The organism is Nocardia alni (assembly GCF_019038435.1).
Lineage (GTDB): Bacteria > Actinomycetota > Actinomycetes > Mycobacteriales > Mycobacteriaceae > Nocardia > Nocardia alni.
On sequence record NZ_JAGPOX010000010.1, the window covers coordinates 93,262 to 105,028 of the forward strand.

General features: G+C 67.4%; 12 protein-coding genes. 4 read left to right on the forward strand and 8 right to left on the reverse strand.

Features of this window, described 5'->3' with window-relative positions; all coding sequences use genetic code 11:
- Window positions 1-507: 507 nt before the first annotated feature.
- The gene (locus JZ791_RS06585; protein ID WP_216893270.1) at window positions 508-1,083 is read right to left on the reverse strand and encodes a carboxymuconolactone decarboxylase family protein; all 576 of its coding nucleotides are present in this window, start codon (window positions 1,081-1,083) and stop codon (window positions 508-510) included.
- 40 nt (window positions 1,084-1,123) lie between these two features.
- Between JZ791_RS06585 and JZ791_RS06590 the strand changes: the two genes are divergently transcribed.
- On the forward strand, window positions 1,124-1,477 hold the full coding sequence (locus JZ791_RS06590) for a winged helix-turn-helix transcriptional regulator (protein WP_216893271.1): 354 nt from the start codon (window positions 1,124-1,126) through the stop codon (window positions 1,475-1,477).
- Here JZ791_RS06590 and JZ791_RS06595 read toward each other — a convergent pair.
- The 4 genes from JZ791_RS06595 to JZ791_RS06610 are packed head-to-tail and all read right to left on the reverse strand — an operon-like array spanning window position 1,474 to window position 5,567.
- Entirely contained in the window at window positions 1,474-2,331 is an 858-nt protein-coding gene (locus JZ791_RS06595) for a metal ABC transporter permease (protein WP_216893272.1), read from the reverse strand. The two genes, JZ791_RS06590 and JZ791_RS06595, sit on opposite strands and share 4 nt — an antisense overlap.
- The gene (locus JZ791_RS06600) at window positions 2,331-3,257 is read right to left on the reverse strand and encodes a metal ABC transporter permease (RefSeq protein WP_216893273.1); all 927 of its coding nucleotides are present in this window, start codon (window positions 3,255-3,257) and stop codon (window positions 2,331-2,333) included. Before JZ791_RS06600 ends, JZ791_RS06595 begins: the two co-directional genes overlap by 1 nt.
- Window positions 3,258-3,268: 11 nt before the next feature.
- A complete protein-coding gene (locus JZ791_RS06605; RefSeq protein ID WP_254205295.1) occupies window positions 3,269-4,621 on the reverse strand; it encodes an ATP-binding cassette domain-containing protein in 1,353 nt (450 codons plus the stop codon).
- A 4-nt stretch (window positions 4,622-4,625) separates the two neighbouring features.
- The gene (locus tag JZ791_RS06610) at window positions 4,626-5,567 is read right to left on the reverse strand and encodes a metal ABC transporter solute-binding protein, Zn/Mn family (protein ID WP_254205296.1); all 942 of its coding nucleotides are present in this window, start codon (window positions 5,565-5,567) and stop codon (window positions 4,626-4,628) included.
- Window positions 5,568-5,730: 163 nt separating this feature from the next.
- On the opposite strand from JZ791_RS06610, the gene JZ791_RS45975 reads away from it, so the two are divergent.
- On the forward strand, window positions 5,731-5,859 hold the full coding sequence (locus tag JZ791_RS45975) for a hypothetical protein (protein ID WP_256461821.1): 129 nt from the start codon (window positions 5,731-5,733) through the stop codon (window positions 5,857-5,859).
- A 572-nt stretch (window positions 5,860-6,431) separates the two neighbouring features.
- On the opposite strand, the gene JZ791_RS06615 is transcribed toward JZ791_RS45975, so the two are convergent.
- Window positions 6,432-6,659: a hypothetical protein gene (locus JZ791_RS06615; protein WP_216893291.1), complete on the reverse strand. Its 228-nt coding sequence runs from the start codon at window positions 6,657-6,659 to the stop codon at window positions 6,432-6,434.
- Between the two features lie 281 nt (window positions 6,660-6,940).
- On the opposite strand from JZ791_RS06615, the gene JZ791_RS06620 reads away from it, so the two are divergent.
- Window positions 6,941-8,419, forward strand: coding sequence for an aldehyde dehydrogenase (locus JZ791_RS06620; protein ID WP_216893274.1), 1,479 nt, complete (start codon window positions 6,941-6,943; stop codon window positions 8,417-8,419).
- A gap of 101 nt (window positions 8,420-8,520) precedes the next feature.
- On the opposite strand, the gene JZ791_RS06625 is transcribed toward JZ791_RS06620, so the two are convergent.
- The gene (locus JZ791_RS06625) at window positions 8,521-9,429 is read right to left on the reverse strand and encodes an NmrA/HSCARG family protein (protein WP_216893275.1); all 909 of its coding nucleotides are present in this window, start codon (window positions 9,427-9,429) and stop codon (window positions 8,521-8,523) included.
- A 265-nt stretch (window positions 9,430-9,694) separates the two neighbouring features.
- Here JZ791_RS06625 and JZ791_RS06630 point away from each other — a divergent pair, with 265 nt between their 5' ends.
- Window positions 9,695-10,237, forward strand: coding sequence for a TetR/AcrR family transcriptional regulator (locus tag JZ791_RS06630; RefSeq protein ID WP_216893276.1), 543 nt, complete (start codon window positions 9,695-9,697; stop codon window positions 10,235-10,237).
- 23 nt (window positions 10,238-10,260) lie between these two features.
- Here JZ791_RS06630 and JZ791_RS06635 read toward each other — a convergent pair whose 3' ends face one another.
- The gene (locus JZ791_RS06635) at window positions 10,261-11,034 is read right to left on the reverse strand and encodes a cyclase family protein (RefSeq protein ID WP_216893290.1); all 774 of its coding nucleotides are present in this window, start codon (window positions 11,032-11,034) and stop codon (window positions 10,261-10,263) included.
- Window positions 11,035-11,767: the final 733 nt, after the last annotated feature.

Below are 11,767 nucleotides of genomic sequence, written 5' to 3' on the forward strand. Positions count from 1 at the left end.
CATCGGCTCCGTCGGAGGGCTTCACCGCCGCCGCGCGGCGCCTCCAGGCTCGGTGCCGGGTGCGTTCCGGTATTTCCCGACCTGCTCCGTCTGGAGCGTGGGGGAGGGGTGGTGGCTCGGGTGCGAACGCAAGGCTGGCAGGGGAGCTGATAGGGCTCGTGTAACTCGTTGGTAGACAACGGAGTTCGTGGCCGAATGGTTCAGATGACAGAGCCTGGCCGTAAGCGAGAGTCTCAGTTTGGAAGATACCGAAATGGAACTATGCGCATCTAAACATGAATGCGTTGACGAGTCGACTCACCAAAACAACCAAAAACAAAAAAGCACAGATGTGAGTAGGGCTCTGCGGTTCGGTGCGGATGCTCGCACTACCGCCCGAAACGACAACATGGGTCGTGAGTCGCCCCCCGTTTGGCGATCGGCAAGCCGGGTAGAGCCACTGTGAGTGCGGTGTCGTCCCCTCCCGACGTCCGGCACCGCACTCGCCAGCTTCGGCCGAGCGTGTGACTAATCCATTTCCACCAGTGCGGCCATCGACTCGGTGCCGGGCTCGGGAGGCAGCCGCAGCGCACGGACGGTGAACGAGATGGCGTGATACCAGCCGCAGATCAGGATCAGTTCGAGCGCGGCATCCTCGTCGAGGACGGCAGTCAGCCCGGCCCAGGTCTCGTCGGAGAGATCGGACGTCGCATGGAGTTCGTCGACTGCTCGAAGTACGGCACGGTCGGCGGTGTCCCAGCAGTCCTGTGTGGGGTCTCCGGTGGCGAGGGAGTTGAGCTGCGTGGCGTCGAGTTCGGCCTTCTCGGCGAAGGTGGCGACATGTACGGCCCACTCGTAGCCCGCGCCGCACAGCGCGGTCGTCCGATCGATGATCAGCTCGCGCTGACGAAGTGTGAGCGCGCAACGTCGGGAGAAGTAGTACCGACCCCAGCCCGCGATCGAGTGGGCGAGTTCCGGGCGGCGTGCCCACATGCGGAACAGCTGGATGGGTGAATGTCCGAGAAGCTCGAGAGCCGTTCTGGCGTCCTGGCTGAATGGCGGTGAGAGCGGCTCGATGCGCGGCTGCTTCGGTTTTAGAGGCACGTGTCATACGCTAGCATTGGCGCTTCGGAAAGGGAAGCAGATGACACGACCGACCCCCCTCCCGGGCCGCCGGGTCCGTGGCTCGCAGACGGGGCGCCCGATCATGGCGCTACTGGATCTGCTGGGCCGGCGCTGGGCGCTGCGAGTGCTGTGGGAGCTGCGCGCGGATCGCGAGGATGCGGCCCCGACCTTCCGTCAGCTCCAGCAGCGCTGCGACGGCGTCTCCTCGAGCGTCCTGACTGACAGGCTTCGCGAGCTGGGTCAGGCCGACCTCGTCGAGCACACCGGCGAGGGTTACAGGCTCACCAAACAGGGTGGGAGCCTCCTGGAACGCCTCGCCCAGCTCGACGCGTGGGCCGTGGAGTGGCAACCCAAGACCGAGGGGGAGTACTAGCCGGGCAGCTGACGCGCCGTCGAATCCAGGATCGGCGCTCCGTGCGGGAATGCATCGTGTGCATCGTGTTTGGGCCACAACCGGCCCCACAGTCGCCCTAGGGCGTAGCAGGCCGCCGACAGCACCCCGACGTAGAACCCGACGGGCCAGCTCCACTGGTAGGCCGCCGCGATGGATGCCCAGACGATGACCAGTGCGATCGCGATCGACAACCCCAGTGCGGCCAGTGGCCGCGCGGTGAGCGACCGTGCGGCCGCCGGTGGGCCGATCATCAGGCTGAAGATCAGCAGCGCGCCGACCACGGGCAGGGTCATGCTGGTGGCCAGCGCTACGATCAGCAGGAATACCAATTCGAGTCGGCGGGTGCGAATTCCGGCGGCCTCGGCCATCTCCGGTAGTACCGAGGTCAGCAGCAGCGGGCGGAACAGCACGACGATCGCGGCGCAGCAGATCAGGGCCAGGACTGCGGTGGGTGCGATCTGGGTGGAGTTGACCCCGAGCACCTCACCGAACAGCAGGGAGAAGATCTCGGGTTCGTATTCGGTGTTCCAGCTCAGCAGCAGCGCGCCGGTGGCCAGCAGCAGGGTCAGCATGAGGGCGACGACGGCGTCGTGCCGGCCGCGCCGCCCGAGCCAGGAGATGCCCAGGGCCGCGAGTACCGCGACCACACCGAGCCCCAGCAGCACATTGATGCCCAGCAGGCTGGCCGCCGCGGCGCCCGCGAAGGCGCCCTGCGGGACGGCGTGCGCGAAGAACGCCGACCCGCGCATCACGACGAAATAGCCGACCAGCCCCGCGACGACCGCGACGATGCTGGCCGCGATCCAGGTGTCGGCCATGAAGCCGGTGAACATCAGCGCGCCTCCTGGAATTGCGTTGCGGGCGTGGGAGTCCGATCGTGCAGCCGCCTGCGGCGCCGATGTCGCATCGTGCGGCGCGCCCCGGTGGCCAGGTCGGCGATCAGATAGGCGGCGAAGATCAGCGCGACGATGAAGAAGCTGACCGGCCATCCGTGATGCCGGGGTGGCCAGGTGTTGCTGTCGTACGCCAGCAGCACGCCCAGCCAGGCCGCGCCGACGCCGAGCACGCAGGAGATGATCATCGCCGTGCCCGGTCGCCGGGTGAGCTTGACCGCTGCGGCGGCCGGGCCGATCAGCAACGCGGTGGACAGGATCGCCCCGACGGTGATCGAGGTCAACGCGACCGTGATCGCCGTGACGGCCAGATAGCCCACCCCGACCAAGCGCACCGGAATACCCCGGGCGGCGGCGATATCGGGATGGATCGCGCAGATCAGCAGTGGGCGGTAGAGCAGCACCATCGCGCCCAGGCTGACGACACTGAGCACGACGACCAGGGGGATGGTCCCCGAGTCGATGGCGAAGATGGACCCGAACAGGATCGTCATCGCCGCCCCGGTAGTGCTGCTGGCTGTGCTGTCCCAGTACAGGAACAGCGAGGTCAGCCCCAACGCTCCACCCAGTACGATGCCGGTCGCCAGGTCACGGCCGCGAGCACGCTGGATGCCGATCAGCTCCATGACCGCCGCACCCCCGAGGCTGAAGATCAGAAACCCCCACAGTGCCGGCGCCGCAACGAGATACGCGGCCGATCCCCCCGCGGTGCCGACATCGGCGAGCGAGTGCCCGGCGAACGACTGGCCACGGAGCACGGTGAACACACCCACCACCCCCGACACCACGGCAACCACTGCCCCGACGATCAGCGCGGTACGCACCTCGGGACTGGCGAAGAATCCCGGCTGAATGATCGCGTGCATCGAGGGCCCCATCACACGCCCCTCGAACTCGCCACGCCCTCGACAGAGCCGTTTGCCGAGGATTCTTCGATCTCGGCCGCGTCGTGGCCGGGGCCCGTCGCCGCGGGCGTGCCCGACCCCGTTTCACCGGGATTCGCGTCACCAGGACCGATGGTGACAGAGGAAACTCTGCCCCCGGTCCGGTCCGCGCCGTTGCTCGTACTCAGCGGGGCGGGTGTGCCCGATTCGGTGTCGCCGAGGTCCACGTCCACCGGATCGGTTGCGGAACCCGACCCGCCAGCGTCGGATCGGGTTCCGCCAAGGTCGCCGTTGGTTGAATCGGCCGTATCCGGCTCGACTTCGGCCGCATGGGCTCCGGCTGGGTCCGCGTGTACGAGTTCGGTTGCGTCCGGGGCGGGTTCAGCGGACTGCGTCACTGTGAAACAGGTTGCGGCGGAGGCGAGTCCGATGGACTCCGTGTCGCTGGATCGAGTTTCACCGAGGTGATCGTCGGTCGAGCAGGCCGCATCCGATCCGGGTTCGGCCGGTTGGGCTTCGGCTGGGTCGGATCCGGGGAAATCGGTTGTGGTGGGGTCGGTGTCGGCGACGACGAGTACCCGGCCGCGTACCTTCACCACGTCCACGGGGTGTCCGTACAGGTGGCTGAGTACGTCGGTGGTGATGACCTCGTCGACGCTGCCGCTGGCGGCGCGGCCGTGTGCGATGTACACGATCCGGTCGGTGACCGGCAGTAGCGGGTTCATCTCGTGCGCGGACAGGAGTACCGCGACCCGTTGTTCGCGGGCGATGCGGGAGAGCAGGCGCACGATCTCGTTGGCCGACGCGAGGTCCAGGTTGGCCAGGGGCTCGTCGAGGAGCAGGAGGTTCGGGCGGCTGATCAGCGCGTGGGCGATCAGCACCCGCTGCTGTTCGCCGCCGGACAGCAGTCCGATGCGGTGGTCGGCGAAGCGGGTGGCATCGACGGCCTCGAGCATCTCGTCGACCAGTTTCCGGCGGCTCGCCGAGGGCAGTCCGATGCCGAATCGGCGGCCGCCGAGGCCAAGTTCGACCACGTCGCGGGCGCGTAGCGGGATGTCGGGGTCCAGCAGCACCTTCTGCGGCACGTACCCCACGCGTCTGCCCCGCGCGGACCGGCCCTGGCCCGCGACGGTGACCGTCCCGGAGTCGGGTCGGGTCAGTCCGAGCAGGATGCGCAGCAGGGTTGTCTTGCCGGAGCCGTTCGGGCCGATCAGGCCGGTGAATTCGCCGGGTTGGACGCGGAAGCCGACGTCCCGCAGGATCGTGCGTCCGCCGAGCTGAATGGAGACGCCTTCGACGGCGAGCACGGGCTCGCCGTCGGGGGGTGTTTCGGTGTGGGATGCCAACTGCCTACAGTTTCTGGGTGGAGGTGCCGTCCGCGACGGCCTTCTGCAGTGCCTGAACCTCGGCCGACATCCACTTCTGGTAGTTGTAGCCGTCGGTCGGCATGGTCTCGTACACCCCGATCACGGGGATGTTCGCGGCGTGGGCGGCGGCCAGGAACTTGGTGGTCAGCTCGTCGGTCACCTGCTGGTTGTACAGGAACACCTTGACCTGCTTGCCGGTGAACAGGCTGGTCTGGGTGGCGATGTCCTGCGGGGTGGGGTCGGTGCCGTTCATGACCGCGGTCTGCATGCTCATCGGCGTCTTGTCCTGCGTGCCGGCGGCGTCGAGCAGGTAGTCGGCCACGGGCTCGGTGACCGCGACCGGGACGTTCGGGTACTGCCGCTTGAACGAGGCCAGCGCGTCGGTCCACGGCTTCAGTGCGTCCAGGAAGGTCTGCTCGTTCTTCCGGAAGTACGACGCGTGATCCGGTTGCAACGCCGACAGGTCGTCGGCCAGGGCGTTGGCCACGACGGGCATGGTCGCCGGGTCGTACCACAGGTGCGGGTTGGGCGTGTCGTCCGGGAGGCTGCGCAGCTTCTGTACGTTGACGACCTTGCGGCTCGCGTTCGGCGCGGCCTCGAGGATCGTGCTCATGAAGTCGTCGTAGCCCAACCCGTTCTGTACGACCAGGGACGCGGCCTGTACCTGCTTGGACACGCTCGCTGAGGACTCGAAGGTGTGGGGATCGGTGTTCGGGTCGCTCATGATGGCGCTCACCGTGACGTACTGCCCCCCGATCTGGGAAATCACGTCGGCGTACTCGTTCTCCGCACCCACCGCGACGATCTTGCCCCCGGAGGAGCCGCCCGACGTGCCGTTCGAGGAACACGCCGCGAGGGCGCCGGCGGCGAGGCCCACGATGGCGAGGGCGGCCGCGGCCCGCATGGCCATGTCAAGTTTTGTCATTCGTTGTCTCCAGATCGCTGAACTGGAGCTAATTGTCACTAAATGACAATGATTGTCAATACCTTTTCGGGGCAGTGGCGGCGATCGGGCGGGGTGTCATGGTTGCCGGCACGCTCGCGGCCTGCGTGTTCGGCTGTTCGGCGAGGGCGGGCGGATCGGACTGATGAGCCCGCTGACCGGCCGGGGCGCCGGGGAAACCGATCGGGGCGAGGACGACGGAACCGCCCGGCGTCCGCCCGGCGTCCCGACCGAACCGGTGTGCCGGGTCAGCGGACGGCCCGTCGGCCTCTGACTTGTGGCAGTGGAACGGCAGGAATGGGACCGCGAGTTCACGAACCGGGCTGAAGCGCGGCCCGGTCGCGGGTGGCCGAAGGCCGCTACGAGACCGGGATGTCCTAGTGCGGGAGGCCGACGAACAGGTGAATGACCGCGAGCTACTACATGATCGCTGGACCAAATGATCGCGTCCACCTAGAAATGAGCACGCTACTATATCCGACGGCTTCGATCGAATCCAAACGTCGTATTTCCGGCGTGTTGGTCAGTGCCGTAGGGAATGCGTCGAACGCATGTCGCGTAACACACAGAATGGACACAGGAAATACATAGCTATTGCCTAGCAAACTCTTCGATGCTAGGTGAAGTAGAAAGTCCCACGAAGAAAGGCTCCACCATGATCCCGGACCTGTTCCACACCGGCTTCACCGCGTTCCACGGGCTGCTCGGCACCGGCGGACACGCCTTCCACGGCCTGGCGAACACCGTCTGGACGGGTTCGTTCGGTCGCTGATCGCGGCGGACTCACGCCTGGACAGCCGAACACCCCGGCGATGATAGCGCCGGGGTGTTCGTCGTATTCGGGTATTACCAGATGTGGCAGCGGTTGTCGCGGTGACCGCGGGAATCGTGCTGGTCGTTGTGCCACAAGCCGTGGCGGTCACAGTGCCAGTCGTCACCGTGCTGGTTGTGGTAGCCCGGGTTGTTGAACCCGCCCCAGTCGCTGGGCTGCGCCGACGCGATGCCCACGGCGGGGACGACCATTGCAGCACCGGCCGCGGCGATGATGGCAAATTTCGCGAAACTCTTTTTCACGGGGGCCTCTCTTATCAGTGGACAAACGCTCCCGACCGCGTTTGATAGTGACTTACTGAGGTTCACTCGCCAACAGGTAGTTGCTTTGAAAGAGTCTGTTTGCCGAAAGAGTACTGGTTGGTTTATCGGAATGTCCAGTGCCGATATGTGGGACAGATGTCTATACGGCTGCCCGGGCCGGTCGGTAGGTTGGAGCCCGGCGGAGTCGGCCGTGACCTGTGACACAGTCGTGGGCTCGGTCGAACGACATCCGCTCGCAACGACGTGGAAAGGGTGGCGCCGTGACGCAGAGCGCAACCGGGGACCGGACCGAGTACGACCGGCTGTTCATCGGGGGCAGATGGGTGGAACCGGCCTCGGCACAGGTGATCGAGGTCCGTTCCCCGGCGACGGGTGAACCGGTGGGCCGCGTGCCGCTGGCCGTGGCCGCGGACGTCGATGCGGCCTGCGCCGCCGCGCGTAAGGCCTTCGACGAGGGCCCGTGGCCGCGCATGACCCCTGCCGAACGCGCCGCGATCCTGGGCAAGGCCACCGGCTTGCTCACCGAGCGCGCGGACCGCTTCAAGCACCTGCTGACCCTGGAGACCGGTCAGCCCGCGAGCATCGTGGACATGATGCAGTACGGCGCGGCACTGACCAGCCTGGCGTACTTCGCCGGCGCCGCGGACAAATTCGCCTGGCGCGAGATCCGCGACGGTGTCTACGGGCAGGTCCTGGTGACCCGCGAACCGGTCGGCGTGGTCGCCGCGATCACGGCCTGGAACGTGCCGTTGTTCCTGGCGGCCAATAAACTCGGGCCCGCGCTGCTGGCCGGGTGCACGATCGTGTTGAAACCCGCCGCGGAGACACCGCTGACGACCAACGCGCTCGCGGAAGTGTTCGCAGAGGCCGGCCTGCCCGAGGGAGTGCTGTCGGTGCTGCCCGGCGGCGCGGACGCCGGCCGCGCGCTGACCGCCAACCCGGAGATCGACAAGTTCACCTTCACCGGCAGCTCCGCGGTGGGCCGGGAGGTCGGCAAGATCGCCGCCGAGCGGCTCAAGCCGTGCACGCTCGAGCTGGGCGGGAAATCTGCCGCGATCATCCTCGAGGACGCCGACCTGGACGCGAGCGTGCCGATGCTGCTGTTCTCCGGCCTGATGAACTCCGGTCAGGCGTGTGTCGGCCAGACCCGCATCCTGGCCCCGCGCTCGCGCTACGCCGAAGTGGTGGAGAAGGTGGCCGCGGCCGCGGCGGCGAGCCCGGTCGGCCGCCCCGACAATGCGTCGGCCACCATCGGCCCGCTGATCTCCGAGCGCCAGCGCGAACGCGTCGAGGGCTACATCCGCACGGGCGTCGAGGAGGGCGCGCGGCTGGTCACCGGCGGGGCGCGCCCCGAGGGCCTGGACGGCGGATGGTTCGTGCAGCCAACGGTTTTCGCCGATGTGACCAACGAGATGCGGATCGCGCGCGAGGAGATCTTCGGCCCGGTGCTCGTGGTGATCCCGTACGAGGACGAGCAGGACGCGATCCGCATCGCCAACGACTCGGACTACGGCCTGGCAGGCAGCGTCTGGACCACCGACAACGAGCGCGCGCTGCGCATCGCCGCACAGATCCGCACCGGCACCTACGCGGTCAACATGTACGCGTTCGATCCGGGCTCGCCGTTCGGCGGGTACAAGAACTCCGGCATCGGGCGGGAGAACGGACCCGAGGGCATCGAGGCGTACTGCCAGTCCAAGAGTGTGATGTTGCCGTTCGGGTACACGCCGCAGGGTTAGTCTCGCTGCCTGAGCCGCTGGAAGAAACCGTGGTCCAAGTAGGTGACTCGGGGCATGCCGGGCCGGATTGATGTGAACCGCCGCAGTCCTGGGGCGAACCCTTATGCGACGACGGTCGCCCGAGCCCACCGCGCGAATGTCCGCACGGGAAGCCCCAAGGCCCGGGCCGCCTCGGGATCGGCCGGCGAGGGATAGGTCGTCATATAGCGCTGGGACAGGGCGAGGTGGTCCGGGAGTCCCTGTGCGACAGCGGCTTCCGGGCTGTCCGGTACTTCGATGGGCGCGCCCCATGCCTCGGACAGCGTCGCGGCGGCCGTACGGAAGCTGAGCCGATCACCGGCCAGTTCCAGCACGACGCCCGCGAAGCGCCGCGGATCGGCGAAGGCCGCGGCGGCCGCCGTGCCGATATCGTCGATCGCGATGAACGGCAGCGGGACGTCGAGGTCGACCGCGACCAGCAGGCGGTCCGAGGTCTGCTCGGCGAAGTAGAACGACGGTCGCAGGAAATTCTCCATGAAGGTCGCCGGGCGCAGAATCGTCCAGGACCCGAATCCCGCCTCGCGCACCGCATCCTCGACCGCCGCCTTGCTGCGCCAATAGTGGGGCATGTGCGCGCCCCAGCGCTGTTCGTCGAGTTTCGCCGGATCGGTTGCGCCCGTACCGGATACGGACGTATGCACGAACTGCTCCACTCCGGCCTCGCGGGCCGCGGCGACCAGGGCGCGGCCCTGGCGGACCTCGGAATCGCCGAGCAGGTTCGTCAGGTCGGGCATCTGAATCGAGAACGCCGCACGCGCTCCGGTCAACGCGGCCGTGAGCGTGGCCGGGTCGTCCAGATCGCCGCGGACCAGTGTCGCGCCGAGCTCGCCCACGGCCCTCGCGCGCTCGGAGTCCGGATCGCGCACCAGCGCGTGCACGGGCACCCCGACGGCGAGCAACGCGCGGGCCACGGCGCCGCCCTGCTTTCCTGTCGCGCCTGTGACCAGCACGAACGCATCCTTGTCGGACATTGTCGACTCCTTCCGGTGAAATGGGGAGGTACCCCGTTTCATGTTCGCTAGGATATGGGGAACCACCCCGTTTTGTCGACCAGGAAGGCGCCGGATGCCCGCACGAGCCGGTCGGCCCTCCGGTGCGCGTCCCTCGGCCGGGCGGGCGCCGCAGGAGTCGTGCGCGGTTTCGGGGGAGCCGGGCGTGGCGGGCGAACGTGACAGCGTGGCGGAAGGGAAGGGCACTCGAGCACCGGAAGGGCTTGCAGCAATGGAGAATTCGAGAGTGCAGCCTCGGTCGCAGCGTTCGGATTGGCAGCGCAATCACGAGCGGCTGCTGGCCGTCGCGGCGCAGGTCGTGGCCAGGGACGGATTCGAGGCATCGCTCGAGGAGATCGCGCGGCGGGCGGGAATCGGATCGGCCACCCTGCACCGGCATTTCCCGTCACGACATGCGTTGCTGGAGGAAATCTTCCAGGACGGCGTCGACCGATTGTGCCGTCGCGCACATGATCTGGCCGCCGAGCCCGCCTCCGGTCTGACCGCGTGGCTCGAGGAACTCGCGGTCTACTCCGCCGAAACCCGCGGCCTGGCAGCCTCACTCATCGCCGAACGTCCCGACCTGGCCGAGGCCCAGGGCTGTCACGGCCAGTTACTGGAAGCGGCGCAAGAACTCGTGCGGCGGGCATGCGCCGCCGGTGCGGTGCGTCCCGATGTCGCAGCCATGGATCTGCTCACGATCACCAACGCCGTCTCGCTGGTCAGTGAAGGAGACCCGGATACCGCGCGTCGGCTGATCCGTCTGGCCGTCGACGGGGTGAAGCTCTGAGGGCGGCGCTCGGCGATCCCGGCCTATTCGTCGAAGATGGCGACCGCCCGTGTCCAGCCCGCCGACGCGGCGTGCACCTTCACCGGAAAGCAGGAGATCTGAAATCCACTGGCGGGCAACGACTCCAGGTTGTGCAGTTTCTCGATGTGGCAGTAGCCGATGGTGCGTCCGGCCCGGTGTCCCTCCCAGATGATCGATGCGTCGTGCTCACGGGCGTAGCGGGCGGCGGTGTAGGAGAACGGCGGATCCCAGCTCCAGGCGTCGGTTCCGGTCAGGCGCACGCCCCGCTCGAGCAGATAGAGGGTGGCCTCGCGGCCCATACCGCATCCAGTGGACACGTAATCGTCCTGGCCATACCGGGCGCCGGCCGCGGTGTTGACCACGACGATCTCCAGCGGCCGCAGTTCGTGCCCGATCCGGTCGAGTTCGGCGGCCACGTCCGCGGCGGTGACCACGTACCCGTCCTGGAAATGCCGGAAGTCCAGCTTCACCGCCGGTTGCAGGCACCAGTCCAGGGGCACCTCGTCGATCGTGATGGCCCGCGCCCCACCGTCCATGGTCGCCGAATAATGATACGGCGCATCCAAATGCGTCCCGTTGTGCGTACTGATCCGCACACTCTCGACCGCCCACCCCTCCCGGTCCGGCAGATCGTCCACCGTGGCCCCGGGAAAGAACGCCAGCACCTGCTCGGCGGTGTCGGCATGCGAGAAGTAGTCGATCTCCGGCAGCAGCCCCGGCGGATCCGAGGCGATCCCCGCCTGCAACGGCACCGAAATATCCACCAACCGACGCACCATTCTCGAACACCTTCCCACTCCGGCGAGCCCGGCCGTCCCCGACCCGCTACAGCCACATCGTAGAAATGGTTCCCCGCCAAAGAAATCCCCAGTTCCCGAACCCAACGCCTCACGATCCCGATCAACCACCGTCTGCCCAACCCGACCGTCGTACACGACCGCCAGGAACGTCGAGACAACAGCTGAGACGATCGTCCACGTCACCAGCGACCGGTTGCGTCGACCGCCACCGGTCGGACACCGGACGATCAGCCCCGAACAGTGCAGCGATAGACCGGTTCGATCCCGCCGGTGCCGCCGCGCGAAGCGACACGACAGCCTTCGAGACATCGACCGACGAGGCAACCAAGCGCTGTGTAAGCGAGGTCGGCGACTTACGGCGATGACACGGCCCACCCAGGTCATACAGGAGCTAGTGATATGCCGGGCTGCCCTTCGCGTGCTGGTGTGCAGGCGGCTCGCAGAGTTCGATGTGGTCGTGGCCGTGGCCGTGCACCAGCGCCTGGCGGGTCACGGGTGAGATGTCGGGTCGGTCCGGGAGAACCGGCCTCCGGCTGCATTTTCCGGGGGTAATCGCCGGGAACCAGAGTTTTGGAGCCGGAGAATGCAGCGATAGGCCGGGGTTTCGTTCGCGTGGTGGTGTGGAGTCGGCTCGCAGAGCGCGGCTCGGTAGTGATCGTGCGCTGATAGCGGCTCGCGGGCGCGGTGCCGGGTCGGTAGGAGAGAACCG

Excerpts from the sequence above, each read along its gene's own strand:
- JZ791_RS06595 (WP_216893272.1), bottom strand. The coding sequence starts at position 2,331 with ATGTTCACCGGCTTCATGGCCGACACCTGGATCGCGGCCAGCATCGTC.
- JZ791_RS45975 (WP_256461821.1), top strand. The coding sequence starts at position 5,731 with ATGAGCCCGCTGACCGGCCGGGGCGCCGGGGAAACCGATCGGGGCGAG.
- JZ791_RS06600 (WP_216893273.1), bottom strand. The coding sequence starts at position 3,257 with ATGCACGCGATCATTCAGCCGGGATTCTTCGCCAGTCCCGAGGTGCGT.
- JZ791_RS06625 (WP_216893275.1), bottom strand. The coding sequence starts at position 9,429 with ATGTCCGACAAGGATGCGTTCGTGCTGGTCACAGGCGCGACAGGAAAG.
- JZ791_RS06610 (WP_254205296.1), bottom strand. The coding sequence starts at position 5,567 with ATGACAAAACTTGACATGGCCATGCGGGCCGCGGCCGCCCTCGCCATC.
- JZ791_RS06590 (WP_216893271.1), top strand. The coding sequence starts at position 1,124 with ATGACACGACCGACCCCCCTCCCGGGCCGCCGGGTCCGTGGCTCGCAG.